At 67.9% G+C, this 23,116-nt stretch carries 26 protein-coding genes; 11 read left to right on the top strand and 15 right to left on the bottom strand.

Annotated elements, in window-relative coordinates; all coding sequences use genetic code 11:
* Positions 1-60: 60 nt before the first annotated feature.
* From fis to prmA, 3 genes are all read right to left on the bottom strand, one after another.
* Entirely contained in the window at positions 61-336 is a 276-nt protein-coding gene (gene fis, locus V3B25_RS05980; protein WP_005419706.1) for a DNA-binding transcriptional regulator Fis, read from the bottom strand.
* Positions 337-450: 114 nt separating this feature from the next.
* A complete protein-coding gene (locus V3B25_RS05975) occupies positions 451-1,218 on the bottom strand; it encodes a DUF3426 domain-containing protein (protein WP_329810304.1) in 768 nt (255 codons plus the stop codon).
* Positions 1,219-1,260: 42 nt separating this feature from the next.
* Positions 1,261-2,181, bottom strand: a complete 921-nt coding sequence (gene prmA, locus V3B25_RS05970) for a 50S ribosomal protein L11 methyltransferase (protein ID WP_107433184.1) — start codon at positions 2,179-2,181, stop codon at positions 1,261-1,263.
* Between the two features lie 163 nt (positions 2,182-2,344).
* On the opposite strand from prmA, the gene V3B25_RS05965 reads away from it, so the two are divergent.
* Positions 2,345-3,310: a hypothetical protein gene (locus tag V3B25_RS05965; RefSeq protein WP_032129558.1), complete on the top strand. Its 966-nt coding sequence runs from the start codon at positions 2,345-2,347 to the stop codon at positions 3,308-3,310.
* The gene (locus V3B25_RS05960; protein WP_010481078.1) at positions 3,307-3,681 is read left to right on the top strand and encodes a hypothetical protein; all 375 of its coding nucleotides are present in this window, start codon (positions 3,307-3,309) and stop codon (positions 3,679-3,681) included. The genes V3B25_RS05965 and V3B25_RS05960 overlap by 4 nt, the downstream gene beginning before the upstream one ends.
* 129 nt (positions 3,682-3,810) lie before the next feature.
* On the opposite strand, the gene accC is transcribed toward V3B25_RS05960, so the two are convergent.
* From accC to V3B25_RS05935, 5 genes are all read right to left on the bottom strand, one after another.
* On the bottom strand, positions 3,811-5,178 hold the full coding sequence (gene accC / locus V3B25_RS05955; protein WP_032129559.1) for an acetyl-CoA carboxylase biotin carboxylase subunit: 1,368 nt from the start codon (positions 5,176-5,178) through the stop codon (positions 3,811-3,813).
* Positions 5,179-5,188: 10 nt separating this feature from the next.
* Complete coding sequence (gene accB / locus V3B25_RS05950) at positions 5,189-5,668, bottom strand: acetyl-CoA carboxylase biotin carboxyl carrier protein (RefSeq protein ID WP_107433185.1); 480 nt, start codon at positions 5,666-5,668, stop codon at positions 5,189-5,191.
* Positions 5,669-5,721: 53 nt separating this feature from the next.
* A complete protein-coding gene (locus tag V3B25_RS05945; protein ID WP_329810303.1) occupies positions 5,722-6,147 on the bottom strand; it encodes a lysozyme inhibitor LprI family protein in 426 nt (141 codons plus the stop codon).
* Positions 6,144-6,593: a type II 3-dehydroquinate dehydratase gene (gene aroQ / locus V3B25_RS05940; RefSeq protein WP_329810302.1), complete on the bottom strand. Its 450-nt coding sequence runs from the start codon at positions 6,591-6,593 to the stop codon at positions 6,144-6,146. Before aroQ ends, V3B25_RS05945 begins: the two co-directional genes overlap by 4 nt.
* A gap of 350 nt (positions 6,594-6,943) precedes the next feature.
* The gene (locus V3B25_RS05935; RefSeq protein WP_329810301.1) at positions 6,944-7,672 is read right to left on the bottom strand and encodes a DOPA 4,5-dioxygenase family protein; all 729 of its coding nucleotides are present in this window, start codon (positions 7,670-7,672) and stop codon (positions 6,944-6,946) included.
* Between the two features lie 165 nt (positions 7,673-7,837).
* Between V3B25_RS05935 and V3B25_RS05930 the strand changes: the two genes are divergently transcribed.
* Complete coding sequence (locus V3B25_RS05930) at positions 7,838-8,665, top strand: isocitrate lyase/phosphoenolpyruvate mutase family protein (protein WP_049423468.1); 828 nt, start codon at positions 7,838-7,840, stop codon at positions 8,663-8,665.
* A gap of 73 nt (positions 8,666-8,738) precedes the next feature.
* On the opposite strand, the gene V3B25_RS05925 is transcribed toward V3B25_RS05930, so the two are convergent.
* Positions 8,739-9,272 (bottom strand): hypothetical protein, encoded by a 534-nt coding sequence (locus tag V3B25_RS05925; RefSeq protein WP_049401740.1) that lies wholly within the window; start codon positions 9,270-9,272, stop codon positions 8,739-8,741.
* 126 nt (positions 9,273-9,398) lie between these two features.
* Between V3B25_RS05925 and V3B25_RS05920 the strand changes: the two genes are divergently transcribed.
* Both V3B25_RS05920 and V3B25_RS05915 read left to right on the top strand, forming a co-directional pair.
* Positions 9,399-9,995 carry an NAD(P)H-dependent oxidoreductase gene (locus V3B25_RS05920; RefSeq protein WP_329810300.1) on the top strand — a complete coding sequence of 199 codons (597 nt, stop codon included), beginning with the start codon at positions 9,399-9,401 and terminating at the stop codon, positions 9,993-9,995.
* 16 nt (positions 9,996-10,011) lie between these two features.
* Positions 10,012-10,605 carry a TetR/AcrR family transcriptional regulator gene (locus V3B25_RS05915; RefSeq protein WP_189720124.1) on the top strand — a complete coding sequence of 198 codons (594 nt, stop codon included), beginning with the start codon at positions 10,012-10,014 and terminating at the stop codon, positions 10,603-10,605.
* Between the two features lie 5 nt (positions 10,606-10,610).
* Here the strand turns inward: V3B25_RS05915 and V3B25_RS05910 are convergent, their stop codons facing one another.
* Positions 10,611-11,405, bottom strand: a complete 795-nt coding sequence (locus V3B25_RS05910) for a D-alanyl-D-alanine carboxypeptidase family protein (RefSeq protein WP_329810299.1) — start codon at positions 11,403-11,405, stop codon at positions 10,611-10,613.
* Between the two features lie 118 nt (positions 11,406-11,523).
* Between V3B25_RS05910 and V3B25_RS05905 the strand changes: the two genes are divergently transcribed.
* Positions 11,524-13,071, top strand: a complete 1,548-nt coding sequence (locus V3B25_RS05905; protein WP_329810298.1) for an alkaline phosphatase — start codon at positions 11,524-11,526, stop codon at positions 13,069-13,071.
* On the opposite strand, the gene V3B25_RS05900 is transcribed toward V3B25_RS05905, so the two are convergent.
* Entirely contained in the window at positions 13,068-13,253 is a 186-nt protein-coding gene (locus V3B25_RS05900; RefSeq protein ID WP_049423457.1) for a hypothetical protein, read from the bottom strand. The two genes, V3B25_RS05905 and V3B25_RS05900, sit on opposite strands and share 4 nt — an antisense overlap.
* 98 nt (positions 13,254-13,351) lie before the next feature.
* Between V3B25_RS05900 and V3B25_RS05895 the strand changes: the two genes are divergently transcribed.
* A complete protein-coding gene (locus V3B25_RS05895; RefSeq protein WP_049423455.1) occupies positions 13,352-14,251 on the top strand; it encodes a LysR substrate-binding domain-containing protein in 900 nt (299 codons plus the stop codon).
* A gap of 72 nt (positions 14,252-14,323) precedes the next feature.
* Here the strand turns inward: V3B25_RS05895 and V3B25_RS05890 are convergent, their stop codons facing one another.
* The 3 genes from V3B25_RS05890 to V3B25_RS05880 form a co-directional block, all read right to left on the bottom strand.
* Positions 14,324-15,040 carry an ABC transporter substrate-binding protein gene (locus tag V3B25_RS05890; protein ID WP_329810297.1) on the bottom strand — a complete coding sequence of 239 codons (717 nt, stop codon included), beginning with the start codon at positions 15,038-15,040 and terminating at the stop codon, positions 14,324-14,326.
* Positions 15,041-15,102: 62 nt separating this feature from the next.
* On the bottom strand, positions 15,103-16,626 hold the full coding sequence (locus tag V3B25_RS05885) for a carotenoid oxygenase family protein (RefSeq protein ID WP_329810296.1): 1,524 nt from the start codon (positions 16,624-16,626) through the stop codon (positions 15,103-15,105).
* Between the two features lie 25 nt (positions 16,627-16,651).
* On the bottom strand, positions 16,652-17,074 hold the full coding sequence (locus tag V3B25_RS05880; protein ID WP_154353434.1) for a DUF2141 domain-containing protein: 423 nt from the start codon (positions 17,072-17,074) through the stop codon (positions 16,652-16,654).
* Positions 17,075-17,230: 156 nt separating this feature from the next.
* On the opposite strand from V3B25_RS05880, the gene V3B25_RS05875 reads away from it, so the two are divergent.
* Genes V3B25_RS05875 through V3B25_RS05865 form a run of 3 tightly spaced genes read left to right on the top strand, consistent with a single transcriptional unit; the run spans position 17,231 to position 19,360 of the window.
* A complete protein-coding gene (locus V3B25_RS05875; protein WP_154353433.1) occupies positions 17,231-18,331 on the top strand; it encodes a histidine kinase in 1,101 nt (366 codons plus the stop codon).
* A complete protein-coding gene (locus tag V3B25_RS05870; RefSeq protein ID WP_329810295.1) occupies positions 18,328-18,966 on the top strand; it encodes a response regulator transcription factor in 639 nt (212 codons plus the stop codon). The genes V3B25_RS05875 and V3B25_RS05870 overlap by 4 nt, the downstream gene beginning before the upstream one ends.
* Positions 18,967-18,988: 22 nt before the next feature.
* Positions 18,989-19,360 carry a VOC family protein gene (locus V3B25_RS05865; protein WP_049423447.1) on the top strand — a complete coding sequence of 124 codons (372 nt, stop codon included), beginning with the start codon at positions 18,989-18,991 and terminating at the stop codon, positions 19,358-19,360.
* A 91-nt stretch (positions 19,361-19,451) separates the two neighbouring features.
* Here V3B25_RS05865 and V3B25_RS05860 read toward each other — a convergent pair whose 3' ends face one another.
* Entirely contained in the window at positions 19,452-20,291 is an 840-nt protein-coding gene (locus V3B25_RS05860) for an arylamine N-acetyltransferase (RefSeq protein ID WP_201117470.1), read from the bottom strand.
* 202 nt (positions 20,292-20,493) lie between these two features.
* Between V3B25_RS05860 and V3B25_RS05855 the strand changes: the two genes are divergently transcribed.
* Positions 20,494-23,031: a methyl-accepting chemotaxis protein gene (locus V3B25_RS05855; protein WP_329810294.1), complete on the top strand. Its 2,538-nt coding sequence runs from the start codon at positions 20,494-20,496 to the stop codon at positions 23,029-23,031.
* Positions 23,032-23,116: the final 85 nt, after the last annotated feature.

The following is a 23,116-nucleotide window of genomic DNA, read 5'->3' as shown; positions in this document are numbered from 1 at the left end:
AACATCCTGCCGTCGTTCATGGGGTTGCCGGTCAGCGGCCGGCACTACCCTCGTGCGCGCTTACGCGCTGATGCCGTATTCCTTCAGCTTCTTGCGCAGGGTGGCACGGTGGATGCCCAGCATCGCGGCGGCACGGCTCTGGTTGCCTTCGCAGTGGTTGAGCACTTCCACGAACAGCGGAATCTCCATCTCGCGCAGCACGATCTCGTAGACATCGTCCGCATCGCAGCCATCAAGGTCACGCAGGTAGCGGCGCACGGACTGGGCGACGTGTTCACGCAGCGGTGGCCGGGGAGCGCCACGACTGTTGTCAGGACGAGAAAGGACAGCGTTCAAGGGGGTTCCCGATTCGGTGGGCCCGTGCGCGCGGTGCGCGCGGCCGGACGAGGTGGTGGCGGCCAGTCTAGCGCGAGCGTGCCCGGCCTGCCACGGCCGGTCGCCTTTTCACGTTCAGAGGAAGTCGAAGGTGAATGCGACGGTGGATGCGGCGGGCTCCTGCACACGGAAGGCGACGCGCGCGCTCTGGCCCGGTTCCAGCAGGGCGGCGCCGGGGTCCTCGCCCAGGTACTGCGCAGGCGTGAACACACCGCTGCCGATCACCCGGCCATCAGCATCGGACAGTGACAGGCGCAGGTCCGGCCAGGCCTGTGCCCAGCGTGCGTCGTTGCGGATGCTGGCCTGCACCTGCAGCACGCCGGCCTGGCCGGGCAGCGGCCGGATCTCGCGGCTGGTCATGGTGAAGGCGGTGGGTTCATGCCAGGCCGGCAGGCTGCAGCGCAGGAGGCCGCAGAGCGTGCCCAGCCAAGCACGGTTGCCGGCGTCGGCGGCCAGCCGCGCACGGTCGGCCAGCACGCTCTGCAGCACCAGCAGCAGCGCCAGCCCTGCAACCAGCAGCCAGTGCCAGCGCGGTGCCGGCAGGCTGCGGGGGCGCGCACTGCCAAGGAAACTCGGCGCCTCAACGGCGGCCGTCGTCGCCGGCACTGCAACCGGTGCCGACGCGATGGCCGCAATGTCATCAACGATGACAGGCGCATCGTCGTGCTGCATCTCCGCAGCCACATGCGCCGCTTCGGCGGGCCCGGCTGGCACCTGCATGGCAGGCGACGCGTGTTCTTCTGGTTCCTGCGTGCGCGCATCGGTCGCAGGCACGGGCGAACCTTCCGGGGCGGTGCGCAGGAAGGTGGCCAGGGGACGGCGCGGTGGGTTCGGCTCGGACATGCTCAGGGTGCGGGCTCGGATCCAGCGGTCATTCAACCACGATCAGGCGCGGCGCACGCCGGTGATGCGCATCCAGTCGCCATCCTGGGTGGCCTGCAGATCGTCGAACCATGCTGCATAGCGCTGCAGCAGTTCGCCTTCCTGGCCATGCAGGATGCCGGACAGGGCGATGCGGCCACCGGCAGCAACGCGCGCAGCCAGCAGTTCGGCCAGCGCATCCAGCGCCGAGGCGAGGATGTTGGCGACCACGATCGGATAGGTCGCGACCGGTTCGTCCTGCGGCAGGTACACATGCATGCGGGCCTGCTCGCCGTTGCGCTCGGCATTGTCGGCGGTGGCGACCAGGGCCTGCGGATCGTTGTCCACGCCGATGGCTTCGGCGGCGCCCAGCTTCAGCGCGGCCAGTGCGAGGATGCCCGAGCCGCAACCGAAGTCGAGCACGCGCTGGCCCTGCAGCACGCCATCGACCGCCAACTGGTCCAGCCAGCGCAGGCACAGTGCGGTGGTCGGGTGGGTGCCCGAACCGAACGCCAGGCCAGGGTCCAACCGCACCACGGCGGCATCGGCGGCCTGTGCGGCCTCCGGCAGTTCATGGTTCCACGGCACGATCCAGGTGCGGCTGCCGAAGTCCATCGGCTGGAACTGGTCGAGCCAGGCACGTTCCCAGTCTTCATCCTCGACCGCGCGGAAGCTGCCACTGCTCCAGTCCAGCTCCGGATCGAAGGATTCCAGTGCGGCCAGCAGCAACAGCGCGTTGCTGTCGGCGGGGAACAGTGCGCTCAGCACCAGCGTGTCCCACAGCGGGGTCTCGCCCACGCCCGGTTCGAGAATGGCCTGTTCGTTGCTGGTATCGGCCTCGGCATCGAGCAGGGTCACGGCCAGTGCACCAACGTCCTCCAGCGCATTTTCATAGCGGGGCTGGGTGGCTTCGGTGCAGCGCAGGGTCAGTTCCAGGAACGGCATGGTGGTGGGGGCAATCGCGGGAAAGGGGGCCATGCTAGACCATCGGGGCGTCTCCGTATTGCCTGAGATGCCGCTCGGAGATGAACGAAGCCCGTTCAGACACGCCCGTCGGGCCTTGCTAAACTTCGTGCTTTCCTATGCGCCGCATCGCCTACCGCCGCCGATGGCCTTCGCTCCGACCCTGAAAACCTGGTTGCTCGTACTGCCGGCTGTGGCCGTGCTGGGCGTGGCCGGCTATCGGGCCAGCGGCCATGCTGCGACGTCTTCGGTAGCGTCGGCGGATCTGGCAGGTGCGGTCGCGGCCGCTGACAGTGCGGCGCCGTTGCCGGTGATGCCGGAGGCGCTGGCGCGCCGCCTGGCACCCTTCGAGCGTGGCAACGCATTGCCGTCCGGGCTGCCCCTGGATCTCCGCGCCGATATCGAAGACGCCACCGACCTGTATGCCTATGCTCAGCGGTTGCGTGCCCAGGCGGACGAAGGCAACCACGAGGCGCGCTGGATGCTCAGCCGTGTCTATGACTACTGCGCGCAGTACGCGGTCGATCCGGGTGGCTACCGCTTGGACAACAACGTGCTGGCCGGGCTGGGCCTGACCGCCGCACCGGCGATGGTGCAGGCGCGCGAACGCGTCGCGCAGCGTTGTGGTGGTTTCGTGCCGGGCGACAAGCTGGGCACGGCCTTGGTGCTGTCCGAACGTCGCAAGGCGGCCGCACAAGGCAATCTGGCTGCTGAGGCTGCGTTGTTCGCCGAGGGCGAACCGCTGCAGGACAGCCCCGAGTACCGCCGTGACCTGGTTGAACGGGTGCGCACCTCGCGCGACCCGGAGGCCTTCATGGCGATCGCACCGGGCATGGGCGTGCGCGCCTCGGGTGACCGCGCGCTCAACGGCCTGGTGGCGGGCGAGCAGCTCAGTGAACTCGCATGGCGGCTTGCGGCCTGCGAACTCGGTCTACCGTGTGGGGCAGACAGTGTGCTGGTCAACAGTTTTTGTGCGAACGGAGGGATCTGTTCGCAGGATGGTACGCAGGATTTCCGGGATTTCGTGTATGACGCTGCGGTATCGCGGCAGGGCGCTGGGAAGATGAAGGAATGGATCAAGCGATTGGTTGGAAAGAGGAACGAGCAATGAACTACCGCCGATTCCTGCACGGGGCCAAGTTCTGGTTCTGGGTGGCCCTGTTCGTGGCCTACTCGGCCGGCGCGGTTGGCCTGTTGATGATCGATACCTATGAAGATCGCTACCGGCATCTGTCGAAGGTGGAACTGACCACGGTGAAGGCGCAGGAAGACGTGCGCCGTGCCGGTGCCAGCCAGGTGGCCGCGGTCTATCGCGCGCAGAGCGGCATGCCGTTCGCGTCGCTGCCGGCGGGCAGCACCTTCCAGGTGGTGTGGCCGGATGGTTCGACCGAGACCATGGTGATCGTCGACCCGACGTCGCCCAATGGCGTGCGTCCGCTGGCGAACTCGCAGATTCCGGCCGAAGCTGCCGACAAGCGCTGATGCGCCTGCTGTAGCGCCAAGCCCACGCTCGGCTGAGCTTTCCGGCAAGCCGAGCATGGGCTCGGCGCTGCAGCAACAGAAAAGGGCGGGGATATCCCCGCCCTTTTCATGTCCAGCACGTGGCGCCGATCAGGTCAGCGCGATCGGCTTGTTCTTGCGTTCGGCCAGGCGCTTTTCCAGGTAGTGGATGTTCTGGCCACCGGCCTGGAAGCCCTTGTCGCGCATGATCCGCTGCTGCAGGGCGACGTTGGTCTTGATGCCATCGACCACCATTTCGCTCAGTGCCACGCGCATGCGGGCAATGGCGGTTTCGCGGTCCGGGCCGTGCACGATCAGCTTGCCGATCATCGAGTCGTAGTTCGACGGCACGCGGTAGCCACTGTAGATGTGGGTGTCCACGCGCACGCCGGGGCCGCCCGGCGGATGGAAGCCGGTGATGGTGCCTGGGCTCGGCACGAAGGTCTCCGCATCTTCGGCGTTGATGCGGCATTCGATGGCATGGCCGGTCAGCACCACGTCACTCTGCTTGATCGACAGCTTCTGGCCGGCGGCGATCTTCAGCTGCTCGGCCACCAGGTCGATGCCGGTGACCATTTCGGTGACCGGATGTTCCACCTGGATGCGGGTGTTCATTTCGATGAAGTAGAAGCGGCCGTCCTCGTACAGGAACTCGAACGTGCCGGCACCACGGTAGCCGATGCGTACGCAGGCTTCGGTGCAGACCTTGCCGATCTGCTCGCGCTGCTCGGCAGTGATGCCCGGTGCCGGCGCTTCTTCCACCACCTTCTGGTGGCGGCGCTGCATCGAGCAGTCACGCTCGCCCAGGTGGATGGCGTTGCCCTGGCCGTCGGCCAGTACCTGGATTTCCACGTGGCGCGGGTTCTCCAGGAACTTCTCCATGTAGACCTCGCCATTGCCGAACGCGGCCTTGGCCTCGCTCTTGGTGGTTTCGATCGAGGTCTTCAGCGAGGCTTCGGCGTGCACCACGCGCATGCCGCGGCCACCGCCACCACCGGCCGCCTTGATGATGACCGGGTAGCCGATCTCACGGGCGATCTTGGTGTTGGCGACGATGTCTTCGCCCAGCGGGCCGCCCGAGCCGGGCACGCACGGCACGCCGGCGGACTTCATCGCGCGGATGGCTTCGACCTTGTCACCCATCATGCGGATGGTGTCGGCCTTGGGGCCGATGAAGATGAAACCGGACTCTTCCACGCGCTCGGCGAAGTCGGCGTTCTCCGACAGGAAGCCGTAGCCCGGGTGGATGGCCTGGGCGTCGGTGACTTCCGCCGCGGCGATCAGTGCCGGGATGTTGAGGTAGCTCTGCGGCGACGGCGCCGGACCGATGCAGACCGACTCGTCGGCCATGGCCACGTGCTTGAGGTTGCGGTCGACCGTGGAATGCACGGCCACCGTGCGGATGCCGAGGGTGTGGCACGCGCGCAGGATGCGCAGCGCGATTTCCCCTCGGTTGGCGATGACGACTTTGTCGAGCATGGCGTGCCCCTCAGCCGATCACGAACAGCGGCTGGTCGAATTCGACCGGCTGGCCGTTCTCGCCGAGGATGGCGACGATGGTGCCGGACGTGTCGGCTTCGATCGGGTTGAACATCTTCATCGCTTCGATGATGGCCAGGGTCTCGCCTTCCTTGACCTGCTGGCCAACGCTGACGAACGCCGGCTTGTCCGGGGCGGACGACGCGTAGAAGGTGCCGACCATCGGCGAGCGCAGCACGTGGCCTTCCGGCAGCGCCGGGCCCGGCTTGGCGGTGCCGCCGGTGGAGGCTTCGGTCGGCGACTGCATCGGCATCGCCTGCGGCGCCGGAGCGGCCGGAGCGGCGTACACCGGGGCGGCGACCGGGGCGGCATAGCCGGCCACCGGGGCGCGCGACAGGCGCACCGACTCTTCGCCTTCCTTGATTTCGATTTCAGCCAGGTTCGACTCTTCCAGCAGGTCGATCAGCTTCTTGATTTTGCGGAGATCCATGGTGGCCTCTTTGCTCTTGATGTCAGTGTGGTGGGAAGCGCATCGCGCTCGGGTCAAAGCAGTTCGTAGAACTCGCGCAGCTGCCGCGTACGGTCGCGCGTCTGGGTGATCAGGCACTGCATCTTCGCAGGGGTGCGCGAGGTGCCGTCTGCATTGAAGGCGTAGACTGCCTCGCAGTCTGCATCGCGCAGGGTTATCCAGATGCGCTGGGCCTTCACCAGCTGCTGTTCGGCCGCTGCGCAGCGGCTGCAGCTGCCATCGGCGGCCTGCGCCTTCAGTTCGCCGCGCGCCTGGACGTAAACGGCGTTCAATGCGCTGTCGGCGTCATCCAGGCGATCGGAATCGCACATGTCGCGCTCGTAGCCGCCGGTCGCCTGCGCGCAGTCAATGCCAGCGGCCGCGCGCTCGGCGGCGATGCTGGCGCCGCACACGCCGGCCCACAGCACGATGCAGGCAAGCACTCTTGGGAGCATCTTCACGCGCGGGCCGCCTGCACGCGCAGCAGCGCCGCGTCCATCGCGTAGCGGTAGCTGTCGGCGCCGAAACCGCAGACCACGCCCACGGCCTTGTCACTGAAGTAGCTGTGCTGGCGGAACGGTTCGCGGGTATGCGGGTTGGACAGGTGGATCTCGATGAACGGCACCGCCACCGCCGCCAGCGCATCGCGCAGGGCGACCGAGGTGTGGGTGAAGGCGGCGGGGTTGATCAGGATGAAAGCGGTTCCGTCGTCGCGTGCGGCCTGCACGCGGTCCACCAGCACGTGCTCGGCATTGGACTGCAGGCTCTCCACCGCGTGCCCGGCAGCCGAGGCTTGGGCGGCCAGCGCCTGGTCGATGTCGACCAGCGTGGTGTGGCCGTAGACCTCCGGCTCGCGGGTGCCGAGCAGGTTGAGGTTGGGGCCGTGCAGGACCAGCAGCTTCGCCATGGGATCCGGAAGACGGGAAAGGGCGGCAGTCTGGCGGAACCGGCGGATGCTGTCCAGTTCGGCGAAGTTTGCAGCGTTTCAATCGATTGTTTGAAATTCCCCGGAGGGCTTGCGGCCGTATGGCGGGCGCTGGATCAAGGCGCGCTGAACGCCGTGCAGCTGGGGGATGCGTGCACGTAGGCCGACGATGGCGGCAGGCCGGGCGATGACCGATGCCGCAACGGGCGGTGATGCGGTAGATCCACGCCATGGGTGGATGAGGGAAGTTCGGTGCGCAGCAAGCTAGGCACCCACCGAGGGGCAGCGCATGGTGCGCTGCACGCCACCCACCGCCCCCGCCACGCACCCGCTCACGTCTCCAGCGGCACCGTCGGCACCACGTTCGGGAACACCTCCTCCAAGGGCTCCCGTTCCCCCGGCTTCGGTGCCGGCCAGTTGTAGGCGTTCACCGGCTGCGCGCGGTTCACCCACAACGCGTAATACAGATGGTCGGCGCGGCCATCACCGGTATTGGGGTGGATCAGGATGGTCAGGCCCAGGCTGTTGAGCTGCAGCCAGGGCACCAGCACCGGCAGCAGGTCGTTGGTGAAGCCGAAATAGAACGACGGGGTGACGTGCGGTCCGCGCGGTTCCAGGTTCCAGTTGCCCAGCTCCACCGGGAAGCGCTCGGCCGCCCAGCGCCGCAGCAGCGCAGCTTTCTCGAAGCTGTCCTCGTCGAAGTAGATATGCGCGTGATAGCTCTTGATGTCGGTGTAGGCACGTGGGGTCGCGGGCAGGGTGGCCTCCCCGGGACGCACGCTGGCTGGGCGCGGGGTCGGTTCGCTGGCGGTGACCTGGCCCCAGGGGCTGCTGCCCTTCACCGGCGGCGGGACGATGGCACGGAAGCCGGGGCGCCCGGGTTCGGTGGTGTTCACCGTGCTTTCGCCGCGCGGGGCTGCGGCGGCAGTCGACGCACTGGCCAGGCCGCTGGCGGCCAGACCGGCCGAAGCGATCAGGCGGCGGCGTGTGGGCGAAAGCAGGTCGGCCCAGTGGGCGTCATCGTCGCCGGCGTCGATCAAGGTCAGCGGGTCCGGGTGCATGAAGGGCTCCGTGGCGGCATCGTGTGGGCAGGCAAGCACGCTCGGGCACCTGCATCCACAGCGTCCAATAAGCAGGTGGCATCACCTCATGCAGGTTTGCCCCGTCGTCGTTGAGCGCGGCTGCAGGGCGGGCTAGGGTGCAGGTCTGCCGCCCCGGAGCCCGCCATGACCTCGCCCGATGCCGATACCCAATGCAAGCGCGCGGCCTTCCGCCAGCTGCATGCAGCAGGGTGCTTCGTACTGCCCAATCCGTGGGACGTGGGCAGTGCGCGCTACCTGCAGCGGCAGGGCTTCCAGGCACTGGCCACGACCAGTGCCGGCTGTGCCTGGAGTGAAGGGCGGCCGGACGGAGCGGTTTCGCTGCAGGCCACGCTGGACCATCTGCGCCTGATGGCGGCAGCGACGCCGCTGCCGTTGAACGCCGATTTCGGCGATGGCTTCGGTGAAACGCCGCAGAAGGTGCAGGAGGCGGTGGCCGCGGCGATCGACACCGGCATCGCGGCGTTGTCGATCGAGGATGCCAGCGGCGTCGCCGATGCACCGCTGCGTCCGATCGATCAGGCGGTGGAGCGCCTGCGCGCTGCCCGTGCAGCCATCGACCGCGCGGGCGGCGACGTGCTGCTGGTTGGCCGTGCCGAGAACTTCTTCGTCGGCGTGCCGGATCTGCCGGACACCCTGCAGCGCCTGCGCGCCTATGCCGAGGCCGGTGCAGACGTGCTGTATGCACCTGGCATCAGCACGCGCGAGCAGATCAGCGCGGTGGTTGCCGCCGCAGGGTCGAAGCCGGTGAACCTGCTGGTCGGTGGGCCGACACCGCTGAGCCTGCAGGACATCGCCGCACTCGGCGTGCGCCGGGTCAGCCTGGGCGGTGCGCTGGCGCGTGCGGCGTGGGGTGGGCTGATGCAGGCGACCCAGCCGATCGTGCAGGACGGCCGCTTCGACGGCCTGCAGCAGGCGGCTTCCGGGGCCGCGTTGAACGCGCTGTTCCGTTGAGCGAAATCCCGGTGCAGTCCCAGACCAGCAGGGATAGTAGATCCACGCCATGCGTGGATGGATATGCCTGCGATTACAGCGCTTCCATCCCACCCTTGGGCAGCGTCACCCCAGGCTCCAACGCTGGCAGCAGTTGCCGCAGCAGCGCGGGATTGTCCAGCAACGCAGCACCGTCAATGAAACTCCATTGGGCTGTGCCGACGCGGCGCACGGCGAGCATGAACGAGGTGCTGCGCATCGGCGCCTCGCGCACGCGCAGCAGCGACTGGCGTGGCACGAAGCAGACTTCCTCATCACCGGCTGCATAGGTGTGGCCCGGCACGCCGGCCTCGTCGCTGATGATGGTGACCCCGGCCTTGCGCAGCTCTTTCAGGGTGTCGCGAGTCATACGCGCATAGGCCTCATCGCCCCCGGCCAGGCGCTTCAGGCTGGGATGGGTTCGGGCGATGATCAACTCGGCATCGCCGCGGGCGAATGCGCCCATCATCGCCTGCACGTCCTGGCGCAATGCGGCCGAGTCTTCCGGACTGAGCTCACCGGCCAGCGCTGGCGCAACGGCCATTGCCATCGGCAGGGCCAGCAGAAGGGCGAGCAGGTATCGGTGCATCGTCGGGTATCTCAGCGGGAACCGCCGCACTATACGGCGGATGCGGAAACAGCGTCCCACGCATGGCGCTGGTGTCCCGGGCGCCATTACCTACTATTGGTAGGTAGTGAATTCCGGACATCCCCCATGCACACCCTCATCGTTACCGCCCATCCTGAATCCGCCGCGTTGACCCATGCCATCGCCAGACGCATCGGCGAAGCCATCACCGCAGCGGATGCCGCCAATACCGTGACCCATGCCGATCTGATGGCCGAAGGCTTCGATCCGCGCTTCAACACGCACGACCAGGCGCTGTTCCGTGGCACCGGCGCACCTCCAGCCGACGTCGCCGCCGAGCAGGCGCGGCTGGATGCTGCCGACACGCTGGTACTGGTCTACCCGCTGTACTGGTGGTCGTTCCCCGCGCTGCTGAAGGGCTGGATCGATCGCGTGTTCACCCAGGGCTGGGCCTACCAGGACGGTGCAGACGGCAAGGTGCAGAAGAAGCTGCAGCGGTTGCGCGTGCACCTGGTCGGCATCGGTGGAGCCGGCGCGGACATGATCGAACGGCGCGGTTACGGCGCGGCGATGAAGACGCAGATCGACATGGGCATCTTCGACTACTGCGGCGCGCACGTGCTGACGTCAGACCTGCTGCTGGATGCCGATACCGGTGCGGCCGAAACGCATCTGCAGACCGCGCTGGCGATCGGCCGTAAAATCGGAACTCCGATGCACTGATCGCCGTGTTCCGCCGATGCCTGCCAACGCCGCTCCCACGCGACGCCGATTGACCCGCGAGCAACGCGCCCGCCAGTTGCTGGACGTGGCCTGGGCGCTGGTTGGCGAAGAAGGCACCGACGCGTTGACCCTGGGTCGGCTGGCCGAGGCCGCGGGCGTGACCAAGCCGGTGGCCTACGATCACTTCGTGACCCGCAACGGCCTGCTGGCCGCGCTCTACGATGACTACGACGGCCGCCAGACGGTGGTCTTCAACGAGCGCATCGGCCGCGCACGGGCGCAGTTGGCCGATCGTGCGGCGGCCATCGCCTCCGGCTACATCGACTGCATCCTCAGCCAGGGCAGTGAAGTGCAGGGCATCCTCGCCGCGCTGGTGGGCGCTCCGGAACTGCACGAGGTACGGCGGCGTTACCAGCAGGATTTCATCGACAACTGCGACGCCTGGCTGGGCCCGTTTGCTGCCGACGGCACGGTATCGCTGGCGGGACGCTGGGCGATTCTCGGTGCGGCCGAAGCACTGTCCGAGGGTGTGGCTGCGGGCGCGCTGGACAAGGCCGACGCCGGGGCCGAACTGCAGCGCTTGATTGTGGCGACGGTCAAGCGGCGCTGAGCCGCTCAGGCGTCGGCGGTGCTGTCGGCCAGCGCCGCGAACCCGGCGGCCAGCCGCTCGCGCACAAGGGCATCGCGTGCGTCGCGGCTTTCAGAACCCAGCACCACGGTGATCAGGCGTACCGGCTGATCCCGCCCGGGCACTGCCCGGCAGGCGGTGGCGGCCAGGCAGAAGCCTGCGGCCTGGGTGTAGCCGGTCTTCAAGCCATCCACGCCGTCATCGCCAAGCAGGGCGTTCTGGTTGCTGCGGCTGAAGCTGCCGTGCGCGAACATGCGCTGCGCGGTGATCGCCAGGATCTGCGGATGATCGTTCAACAGGCAGGCGGCCAGCACCGCCATGTCGCGCGCGCTGGACGCATGGTGCGGCGTGGTGATGCCGGACACGCTGGCGAACCAGCTGCTGCGCAGGCCGAGCTGGCGTGCGTGCCGGTTCATGCGCTCCAGGAACGCAGGCTGCGATCCGTCCACGTGGCGCGCGATGGCCAGCGCCGCGTCATTGCCGGAGACGATCATCAACCCTTCCAGCAGGCGCGCGAGCGTGACCGTCTCGCCGGGCACCAGGCCCATGCGCGTTTCATCATCGGCCACCGCGTGCACATCCCCGGCGGCGATGGTGACCGCTTCGTCCCACGCGCCTCCGTTCTCTTCGACGCATTCGTATGCCGCATAGGCGGTCATCAGCTTGGTCAGCGAGGCCGGTTGCCGCGCGATGTCCGCGTTGTGCTGATGGACCACCGCGAAAGTTGCCGCATCGAGGGTGATCGAGGACAACGGCGCGCGCTCAGTAGCAGGAGACGGCATGGATGGGCCGATGGAGGAGGGCCTGCAGGATAGCCCGCGGCGGCTGCATGAAGCTGCAATATTGAAACGATATAACGTACCGTCATTGTGGGCCGCCGTTGGCCCGACGGGACATCCGATGACTGCACGCATGCCACGCCGTTGGCTCCATTCCTCGCTGCTGCTTGCGTTGGCTACGCTGGGTGGCTGCCAGCCCAACCTGCGCGCCGAGGCTGTTGCTTCCGGCCCAGCGCGCCCGCACAACGTGATCGTGATGATCAACGACGGTGCCGGTTGGGGTACCTGGGACGCCGCCGCCTACTGGCAATACGGCAGCCGCGAAGGGGCGCCGTATGCGGATTTTCCGCAGCGCTTGGCGGTGACCACCTTCCCGTTGAACGCCAGCAGCCAGCCGACCCGCGACAACGCGCAGACCCTGGGCTACGACGCGGGAAAGGCCTGGGACAGCGAACCGGTGCCGGCGCAGGACCTGCCATTCGTCGGCTACCAGTACCTGGCCGCGGTCGCCACCGATAGTGCTGCGGCCGGTACGGCGCTGTCCTCGGGCATCAAGACCTACAACAACGCCATCAATTACAGCAACGATGGCAATCCGGTCGAGTTCAACACGCTGCGCGCCAAGCGGCTGGGCATGGCGACCGGTGTGGTGACTTCGGTACCGTTCGCGCATGCCACGCCGGCCGCGTTCGCGGCGCAGAACGAATCGCGCAACAACTATCACGCCATCGCGCACCAGATGCTGGCGCAGGGCCACATGGACCTGGTGATGGGCACCGGCGGTCCCGGCTACAGCGTTGATGGTCGCGCCTGTGACGAGAGTGCCGGCGCGGCCAAGGCCGAGGGCTGCGCGAACCCGTGGGAATGGGTGTCGCAGCAGGATTGGCAGCAGCTGGAAGCGGGCAGCACCATTGCCGGCAATCCGTCGGGGCCGTGGCGCCTGATCCGCAGCAAGGAGGCGTTCGCCGCGCTGGCGCAGGGACGGCTGCCGGCCGACCGGCCGCTGATCGGCGTGCCGCGCGTGGCCAACACGCTGCAGCAGGCGCGCCAGCTGCAGGTGCTGGGCAAGGATGCGGCCACGCCTTCCGGTGTGAGGAAGATCGACAGCGTGCCGGATCTTGCGACCATGACCCGTGGCGCGCTGCAGTTCCTGCAGCAGCGTTCGACCAAGGGCCTGTTCCTGATGGTGGAAGGCGGCGCCACCGACTGGGCGGCGCATACCAGTGCCTGCGGCACCGAATGGCACTACGGCCAGTGCAGCGACCAGCCGCAGTACGGCCGGCTGATCGAGGAAACCGTGGAGTTCAACGACGCGGTGGCGGCGGTGGTCGACTGGATCGAGCGCAACGGTGGCTGGGAGCGCAACCTGCTGATCGTCACCACCGACCACGACAACAGCATGCCGATGGGCCCGGATGCACAGAACGTCGCCTTCGAGCCGGTGCGCAACAACGGCCGTGGACGCATGCCCGGGATCAGCTTCCGTCCCACCGGCAACCATTCCAATGCACTGGTGCCGTTGTGGGCCAAGGGTGCGGGCGCGGAACTGCTGGGCCAGCGCGTGCGGGGCGTCGATGCCGGTTACCGCCAGCATGTGCGCTGGAACGACGGCAGCTACATCGACAACACCGATGTGGCTGCGGCGGTGCAGGAAGCGCTGCAGCGTTAGGGGTGTGCCGGCCGCTGGCTGGCAGCTGCAGGTTTCCCGGTCGGCGAGGTTGCCGGCCAGCGGCCGGCACTACCGGGGGCGGTGCTGGGCGGCGGCGTCGGCGACGGGCTGGCCAGCTGGCGTGCCAGCTCGGCACTGGCCACGTGGCCGTGCAGGAACAACAAGCCGCTGAAGATGTTCATGAGCGTGCCTCCACTTGAGTGGATTGCACGATACGGGCAGCATGGAAGGGCAAAAAGCGACATTTCCGCAAGCATGCCTTGAGAGGAATTCAAGCCTGATGTCCCGCCCTCCGCTCCATGCCCTGCAGGGCTTCGTGGCTGCTGCCCGGCTCGGCAACCTGTCGCGCGCGGCGGCGTCGATGAACCTGACCGTCAGTGCGCTCAGCCATCAGATGCGGCAACTGGAAGAACGGCTCGGGCAGCCGCTGCTGATCCGCCAGCCGCGTGGTGTCACCCTCACCCTTGAGGGGCAGCGCCTGCTCGACCAGGTCGGACCGCATCTGGATGCGATCAACGAAGCCTTCCAGCCCTATGCCGCACGTGCCGAGCACGTGCTGACGATCAGCGCGGTGCCGTCGATGGCGTCGGCCTGGCTGGTGCCGCGCCTGGGTCACTTCGTGGCTGAGCATCCACAGATCGAGATCAACCTGCAGTCGAGTGAACGCCTGATTGATTTCGAGCGGCAGCGCCAGTTCGACGCCGCGCTGCGTCTGGGCAGCGGGCAATGGCCGGGCCTGGTGGTGGAACCGCTGTTCGACGAGTGGCTGGTGCCGATGGCGAGCCCGGCGCTGATCGAACGCATGGGCGGCATTGACAGTGTGCCGTTGACCCGGTGGCCGCTGCTCGGTGATCCGGACGGCGCGTGGGGCGCCTGGTTCGCGTTGAGCGGGCAGAGCCCGCCGTCGCGTTTCGTGGCGGTGCTGGATGATTCGGAGGCGCACCATCGCGCCGCTCTGGATGGCGTGGGCGTAGCGCTCGGGCGGGTGACGCGGGCGCGGCTGCTGCTGGATTCGGGCCAGCTGGTCGCACTGTCCAGCCAGCGCCTGAAGACCGACTGGCCGCATTGGCTGGTGTACCCGCAGCGCTCGGCCAGCCATCGCGGCTTCCTCGCGTTCCGCGACTGGCTGCATGCGCAGGCCGCCGAGCATGTGCGGCACATGGCAGACGCACATCTATAGCGCCGAGCCATGCTCGACCATTGCATCTGGATCTGTAGCGTCGAGCCATGCTCGACTGCTGGTGCTCTACAGTCACCGAACCAGCGTGACTGCCTGCCCGGCACGCGCGAACGCTGCCTCAAGCAACGGGCCGGCCTTGATCGCCTCCACTTCCTCGAACAACGCCCGCAATGCATCGGCCGGGCGTGAGGCCGGCGCCGCCACTGCCTGCTGGAGCGCGGTGAAACGGCCGGCCAGCACACGGTGGCCGGGATGCACCTGCGCCCATGCTTCCAGCGGCTGGCGTACACCGGCGGCGGCATCCAGGCGCTGCTGATCGAACAACGTGATGGCCGCCGCCGAGGTCTCCGCCCGCTCGATCGTGGCGTGGCGCAGTTCGCGACTGAGGAACAGGTCATAGGCCGCGCCACGCCCCACCGCGATGCACAGCCCCTCGCGATCCAGGTCGGCCACCTGCTGCGCAGGGCTGTCCTCGCGCACCAGATAGGTGCCTTCGATCTCCACATACGGAGCACTGAAGGCAATGCGGTCGGCGCGTGCCGGATCGATGGCCAGGAAGGCCAGATCCCAGCCGTCTTCGCCTGCTGCCTCGACCACCGAGGCTGCGGCATCGTGGCAGGTGAAGCGAGCCTGCACCCCCATCCGTTGCGCCAATGCGGTAGCCAGTTCCAGTGAGGGGCCGCGCGGTGAGCGCGCATCGCCCTGTGCCAGCACCGGGTTGCCCAGGTTGATCGCCACGCGCAGGAAACCGTGTGGTGCCAGCGTACTTCGGTGGTCGGCCAGGGACATGCGGGACTCCACGGGGCAGGGGAGATCCAGCATGCCAATAACGGTGTCCGCGTGGCGTGGAATCAGCCGCGCGCGGCGAAGGTGCCGTGGAAGCCCAGTGGTACCGCATAGGGCAGCCAGGCCTGTGCCAGCGGACCGTCGTCCAGGTGGCGGGCATCGAGCACCGCCAGGCCGCTGCGCTTGTTCACCGGGTCAAGCAGGGTGCCGATCAGCCAGCCATCATCGGCGTTGCGGCTGCCCGGGCGCGGTACGAACACATGCTCTTCGGCCATGATGTCCGCCCCGTAGTTCCAGAGCTGGCGGCGTCCGTGCTCGATCTCGAACGCGGCCACCGCGTTGAAGTACGGCGCAGTGGCCGTGCCGTCGATGGTCGGCGCATACAGCCGTGCGCCACGTGTGTTCGCCGAGCGCGGGTCGAACAACGGGAACTCCATCGCGCTGATGCCCAACGTCTGCCAGCGGGCCTGTCCACGACGCAGGTCCAGATGCAGCTCGACCAGGCTGGCGCCACTGTTGGCCGCGTGTGCGCCATCACCGGCCATCGCTTCCTTCATCGGCGAGCGCGCCTCATTGATGTCGTCGTGGCGCACTGCGCGCAGCACGATGCCGCCATCGCGGGTGAACGCGTCGCCGAAGTGGTAGATCGCCGCGAACGGGGCCTCGAACCATTGCGCCTTGTCCGGCGCATCCTTGGCGACCACCGCGATGCGCACCGGACGCTGCGGTGCGAACTGCATGCGCTCGAAGAAGCTGCCACCTGCGCCGGTGAAATCGAACGGCATCATCACGAACACCAGGTGCTGGTCGGTCATCGCGAAGGCATGCAGGTAGCCATGCTCGGGTGTTTCGATCACATTGGCGCTGCGCAGCTGGCCGTCCGCACCGATGTGCCAGACCAGCAGGCCATGGCCCCCCATCAGGCTGATCGAGCCGAAGTTCCAGAGGCTGCCGTCGCGGTCGCGCAGCGGGTGCGCCGAGAACGGCAGTGCAGCGAGGTCCGGACGCCAGGTCACCGGACCCAGTGTCTGCAGCGAATCGGGATCCACTTCGAACGCCGAGCCGGACTCGCACAGCGCGAACAGGCGGCCATTGATCATGGCTACCGAGGTGTTTGCCACGTTGGCATCGTCGTTGTTTCGAACTGCCAGCGCACCGGGAACGCTGGTGCCGGCAGCCGGATACTGGAAGCGGCCGGCCTTCTGTTCACGGGTGAATTTCGGCGTGGCGACCATACGCCCGTGATGGATCAGGCTGCCGTCACCATTGAAGCGCCAGCCATGCACCATGCCGTCGCCGTCGAACCAGTGGTCATAGCGGAAGCCATCGCGCTCGGTCCACGCCGGGCCGTTGCGGTACAGCGTACCGGCCAGGCCTGACGGCAGCTTTCCCTGCAACTGCACGGTGGCCGGGCCGAGGCTTTCGCTGCCGACGCTGCGCCAGCCGAGCAGCCACGGGTGTTCCTGCATGCCCTGCGCGAACCGCGTCGGGTCGCCGGCGAAGGCGGGAGCGCTGCGCAGCGCGGTGGCGCCCAGGGCCAGGCAGGCACTGCTGCTGAGCAGGGTACGAAGGAAGCGGCGACGGTCCATGGTGGCCTCGGGTATGGATGCGGAATCAGCGCAGGGTGATGTCGATGGCGGTGCCGGCGGCCGGCACGTCGACGCTTGCCTCGTCGAAGGTCGGCTTGCGCATCACCTGCGGGTTGTTGCTGAAGCCGTAGCCTTCCACCGGCATCCCGACCAGGTTGGTGTCGAGCTTGCCGTTGTCGTTCTCGTCGTGGGTGAGCAGCACGGCATAGCTGCCGGCCGGCACGCCCTTGAACGTGAAGTGGGCACTGTCGCCGCTGGGCGCCGCCTGCTGGGCCTGCACGGGCTTGGCCTTGCCGTCCCAGGCGGCGGCGTTGTCGACCAGCGCAACGCGCAGGGTGCCGGTCTGCGCGCGGACGTCGTGCACGGTCACGGCCAGGTCGGCGGCGTGGGCACTGCCGACCAGGGCCAGGGCAGTCAAGGCAGTGCTGAGCAGGGCGGTGCGGATCATGGCAGTGGCTCCGGAAGTGTGTGTGGCGGTGTGGAGCCAGTCTGCGTGGGGCGCTGCACCGGGTTCAGGGCCAGTGGTCATCGATTCGACGTGCCAGAAGTCACTTTCTGCGCCGGACCCATTGCCGCCGGCGTGCGCGGCCGTCAGCATCTGGCCATGCCCAGCCTGTTCCGCCATCTGTTGCGTCCGCTCAGCCTCGCCGGCCTGGTCACCGTGCTGGTGGTCGGCCTGTCGTTCGCAGTGCAGCGCAGTGGCGCCGGGCTGAGCCTGCTGTTGCTTGCTGTGTTCCTGCTGCTGTTCGTGGTGCACGGCTGGGCGTCGATGCCATCCCGCGTGCGCGTCGCCGCTGCGGTGTTGCAGGCGCTGCTGGCGGTTGTGCTGGTTGCGCTGCAGCCGCGTACCGGTACCGCCCCGGTGCTGCTGGTGGTGCTGGTTGCACAGCTGGCCGAACACTGGCCGCCGCGCTTCGTGCTGGGCGTTGCGCTGCTGGCCAACCTGGCGGTGTACGCCGTGCTGCGCCACAGCGGCTTCAGCCAGCCGCTGCTGCTGGTGCTGCTGTATGGCGGTTTCCAGGCCTTCGCCGCGCTGACCGCGCACTATGCGCGCAGCACGGCGCTGGCCCGCGATGACCTGGCCCGGGTCAACGCCGACCTGCTGGCCACCCGCGCGCTGCTGGCCGACAGCGCGCGCGATGCCGAGCGCCTTCGCCTTGCGCGCGAGCTGCACGATGTGGCCGGGCACAAGCTCACCGCGATGCGGCTCAACCTGCGCGCCCTGGCCGCTGACCCTGCGCTGGCCGGCCGCGAAGGGCTGGTGCTGGCCGAACAGTTGTCCGGCGAGTTGCTGGCCGACATCCGCCAGGTGGTGCAGTCGATGCGCGATGATCGCGGCCTCGATCTGGCCACCGCGCTGCATGCGCTGGCCGCACCCTTCCCACGACCGAAGCTGCAGCTGCAGATCGGCGACGGGGTGCGCGTGGCTGACCCATTGATGGCCGAGACCGTGCTGCGGCTGGTACAGGAAGCCCTGACCAACGCCGCCCGCCACGGCAATGCGGACACCGTGTGGCTGACGATCAGTGAAGAGGATTCCCAGTTGCGTATCGATATCCGCGATGACGGCCAGCGCGCCGAACGCATCCGCGAGGGCAATGGCATCGCCGGCATGCGCGAGCGTCTGGCGGCCGTACAGGGGCGGCTGGAGTTGGCCCGAACGGCGCAGGGCGGCATGCATCTGACCGCGCGGTTGCCGGCATGAGTGCCGCCATGATCAGGGTGGCGCTGGCCGATGACCAGGCGCTGGTCCGCGCCGGCCTGCGCGCCCTGTTACAGGGGCTGGGCGTAAACGTGGTGCTGGAGGCCGAGGATGGCCAGGCCCTGCTGGATGCGCTGGATACGCAGCGCGTGGACGTGGTGCTCAGTGACATCCGCATGCCCGGGCTGGATGGGATCGAGGCACTGCGCCAGCTGCGGGCGCGCGGCGATGCCACGCCGTGGCTGCTGCTGACCACCTTCGATGAAAGTGATCTGCTGCTGCGCGCCAGCGAGGCCGGCGCACAGGGCTTCCTGCTCAAGGATGCCGCGCCGGCCGACCTGCGCGAGGCCATCGAACGCGTTGCCGCTGACGAGACCCTGCTGCTGCCGGTCAGTACCGATCCGGTGCGCGCGCGTTACCGCTTCCACGACGAAGCGCCGCCCACCGATACCTTCGGCGAACGTGAAGTGGCAATCCTGCGCCTGCTGGCCGGGGGCTACAGCAACAAGGAGATCGCGCGCAGCCTGTTCCTGGCCGAGGGCACGGTGAAGAACTACGTGTCCGCCATACTCGACAAGCTGGGCACCCGCGATCGCACCCGTGCAGTGCTGAAGGCGATTACCCTGCGCATCATCTGAGTGGACGTGGCAAGGAATGTCAGTGAACCCGATCCTGCATGTGGAAATCCCGGCCAGTGACCTGGACCGGGCCATCACGTTCTACCAGCGATGGCTGCAGGTTGCGGTGGACGAACCCATCGTGCTGCACGACTGCCGGATGGCCCATCTACCGTTTTCCGATGAGGCCGCCGGTGCCAGCATTGCGCTGGTGCACGGCGCGGACTATCTGCCTTCCGAGCAGGGCGCGCGCATCTACATCGGCGTCGATGACCTGGATGCCAGCCTCGAGCGTGCGCTGCAGGCCGGAGCCGAGCTGCGCTTTGGCCCGGCCGACGCCGGCGACTGGCGCGTGGCCGAGATCCGCGACAGCGAAGGCAACCGTATCGCATTGCAGGCGCGCACAGCGCCGTAACGTCAACGCTGCGGTGCGCGCAAGTGTTGAGTCTAGCTTGCTCGACTGATTTTGACGTCGCCGTAGATGCATCAGTCGAGCAAGCTCGACTCTACAGCGTCGCGGCGCGTGAGCGCTGCAGCCAGTCGTTGATTGCGGGATCCAGCCGCGGGTCGTCCGGAAGCTGGATGCCGAAGCGCTGCTCCAGCACGTCGCGCACATCACCCACATCATGCAGCGGGCGCTTGTCCGGTGCCTGTCCGGGGCGGTACTCGGTGTAGTTGCCGCTGCCGATGGTGCGGCGCCAGTCCGGCCCGGTCAGCGACGCGCGCAACTGGCCGGGGAAACTGGAATCGGGATGGGTACATACGTACCAGTTGCCCACCACGTTGTCGATCGGCGCCGGCGCCTGCAGATCGAAGCGGTACATCACCCGCCAGCCGTCGCTGGATTCGGCCGACAGCATGAAATCACCGCCGTCTTCCAACCGCTGCAACAGATAGCGTTCGTGCGGGGTGGCCTGCGGCTGCGGGTCATGCAGGCGCAGCGGTACGGTCGGGGTCAGGCTGCCAAAACCGGCATCCACCAGCCAGTCATCGCCGTCCACGTGCACGCGCAGCAGCAGATGGGTACGCGCGGTCAGTTCGCCGTCCTGGGCGGCCAGCAGTACGCGCGCGCTCAATGGCTGGGCATCGAAGCCCAAGGCCTGCAGCAGCGCCAGCAACCCACCATTGAGCTCGAAGCAGTAGCCACCGCGGCGCTCGTCAAGCAGCTTGCGCTGCACGCTGTCCAGGTCGATCGGCACCGCATCGCGCAGCAGGCAGCTGAGGGTTTCGAAGGGCAGCAGTGCGTTGTGGCGCTGCTGTAGCAGGGTCAGGCCGGCCAGGGTCCGTGGTGGCGGCGCATCCAGCTGCAGGCGCTGCAGGTAGCGGGGGACATCGAGCCTCGTCATGGGGGCACCGGGCGGGGAAGGGAGGTCCACTGTGCTCCCCCAACCGGGGTTGAGGTCAAGCACGGCGGCCGTGTCATGCGCCCGTCGCCTGCACCCGGTACAAAGACCGCGTCCGCCAGTGACGGGGGACGCAGACGAAAAAAGGCCTAAAGTTGACCTGAATCCGGCCGATACAGGTGCGTCCTTCCGCCTGGAGTCTGTCATGTCGGCCGTTGTCCCCCACCTCCGGTCCCTGCGCACGCGTCTTGCCACGTTGCGCTCGGCGTCCCCCGGCCTGCTGCTGTGGCTGCAACCACACCGGCTCAGCGTGGCCAACAAGCTCAAGGCGACCCTGTGGGTCTGTGGCCTGGGGCTGGTGGCGATCGCCGCTGTCTACGCCTGGACTGGCCATGCCAACGCCCTGGCCGCGCGCAGCCAGGCCAGCTACCAGCGCGGCAGCGATCTGGCTGCCAGCCTGTCCACGCGGGTGGCCGAAGCGCGCCGCCTGCAGACCCAGTATGCACGCAGTTTCGATGATGCTGACCGCAGCCAGTTGCTGGCAACACAGAAGGCCCTGCAGGCTGACCTGCAGGCGCTTCGCGCGATGCCGATGGACGCCGGCCGGCGCAAGGCGCTGCAGGTGCTGACCGAATCGGCCGACGCGTTCTCGCAGGGTGTCGCCGCCCTGTTCGAACGGGTCGACGAGATGGGCCGCGGTGAGGCCGGCCTCGCTGCACAGCTGCAGCAGGCCGCCGAAACCCTGCAGGCGCAGGTGGATGCGCTGCAGCGGCCGTCGCTGGCCCTGTCCCTGCAGAAGATGCGAAGGCAGGAGGCCCTGCTGCTGCTCGACGGTGATTCCACCCACGCCGACCGCGCCAGCGAGGAAAAGCTGCCGTTCGACCTCGCGCTGGCGGGCTTGCCCGCGGATGCGCAGGACGCCCTGCGCACCGGGATGGAGGGCTATCAAGGCGCCCTGCTGGGGTATACCGCTGCCCGCGTCGGCCTGGATGTGGAAGCGCAGTCGCTGCTGGATACCGCCGCGGGCGTAGCGCCGGCGCTTGCCGCTTTCCAGCAGGCGCAGGTGGTAGCGCTGGCCAAGGCGCAGGCGCGCCAGCAGGTCGGCGCGCGCACGATGAGCGTGCTGTTCGCACTGACCCTGCTGCTGGTGGCCGGCGTGCTGATCACCAGCCTGGTGCTGGTGCTGCGTGCGGTGCGCCAGCCGATCCAGGACACCCTGCGTTTCGCCAGCGACATCGCCGACGACCGCCTCGACACCACCCTGCGCGTCTACAACGCCAACGATGAGATCGGCCAGCTTGCCCAGCGCCTGGTCGACATGCAGCAGCGCCTGCGCGCGCGCATCGAGACCGAACGTGCTGTGGCGCGCGGCAACACCCGCGTGCGCCAGGCGCTGGACAGTGCGCAGACCGGGCTGATGGTGGTCGATGCCGAAGGCCTGGTGGCGTACGCCAATCCGGCGCTGCTGGAGCAGTTTGAACTCCAGGTTGAAGATCTGGTGGGGAGCGATGCGGTGCGCCTGCATCCGGCACTGGTAAGCCTGGCCGGCGTGCGACAACGCGAAGAACGCGAGATCGGCCATTGCGGTGTGCGCTATCAGCTGATCGCCAATCCCATTGTCGACGAGGGGCATTTCCTCGGCGTGGCGGTGGAATGGCGCAGTCGCGCGCTGGAAACCCTGCTGGAAACCGAAGTGGCAGCCCTGGTCGACGCGGCCGCGCACGGTGACCTGCACGGTCGCATCGCGCTGGAGGGGAAGCAGGGCTTTGTGCGTACGTTGTCGACCAGCATCAATCGTCTGTTGACCACCTTCGAGACCAATCTTGGCGATCTGCAGGCGCTTCTGGCCGCGCTGGCCCGCGGTGACCTCAGCGTGCGCATGGAAGGTGAACTGCAGGGCGTGTTCGCGCGCATGCGCGACGATGCCAACGCCACCGTCGCGCAACTGGGCCGCATCGTCACCCGCATCCAGCAGGCCACGTCCAGCCTCGATACCGGTGTTGGTGAGATCGTCGCCGGTCACCATGATCTGTCGCAGCGTACCGAACAGCAGGCGGCCAACCTGGAAGAGACGGCAGCGTCGATGCACGAGCTGACCGACACTGTTGGCCGCAATGCCGATGCCGCGGGCCGTGCGGATGCGCTGGTCAAGGGCGCGGCGGCAGTGGCCCAGCGTGGCGGCGAGGCGGTCGGCCAGGTGGTGGCAACCATGCATGGCATCAGCGAAGCCTCACGGCGGATCGGTGACATCACCCAGCTGATTGATGGCATCGCCTTCCAGACCAACATTCTCGCGCTGAATGCTGCGGTGGAAGCGGCGCGTGCCGGAGAGCAGGGCCGCAGCTTCGCCGTCGTGGCTGCCGAAGTGCGCCTGCTGGCACAGCGCAGTGCGGAGGCGGCCAAACAGATCAAGGGATTGATCGAGGATTCGGTGGCGCGTGTGGGCCAGGGCAACCAGCAGGCCGAACAGGCCGGCACCACGATGGGCGAGATTGTCGGCAGCGTGCAGCAGCTGGCGGATCTGCTGGCCGGAATCCGCAGCGCGTCGCAGGACCAGCATGCCGGCATCGCACAGGTGAACCAGACCATCGTGCAGATGGAAGCCAGTACACAGCGCAACGCCAGTCTGGTGGAAGAGGCGGGGGCCTCGACCGCGCAGATGCAGGCGCAGGTGCATGCCCTGGCAGAAGCCGTGGGCGCGTTCCGTCTGCAGTCGATGCCACAGGCGCGCGCTGCGGCTTGATCCTGCTCCGGTAGTGGGCGGGGGGGGGGGGGGGGCGGCCCCCGGCAGCACCGCCGGCGCGCGCGCCCCCCCGCGGGGCGGCGGG

The organism is Stenotrophomonas sp. SMYL8, from assembly GCF_036320065.1.
Taxonomy (GTDB): domain Bacteria; phylum Pseudomonadota; class Gammaproteobacteria; order Xanthomonadales; family Xanthomonadaceae; genus Stenotrophomonas; species Stenotrophomonas maltophilia_A.
Note: the sequence above shows the minus strand (reverse complement) of the source record. Positions and strands in the feature narration are given on the sequence as shown.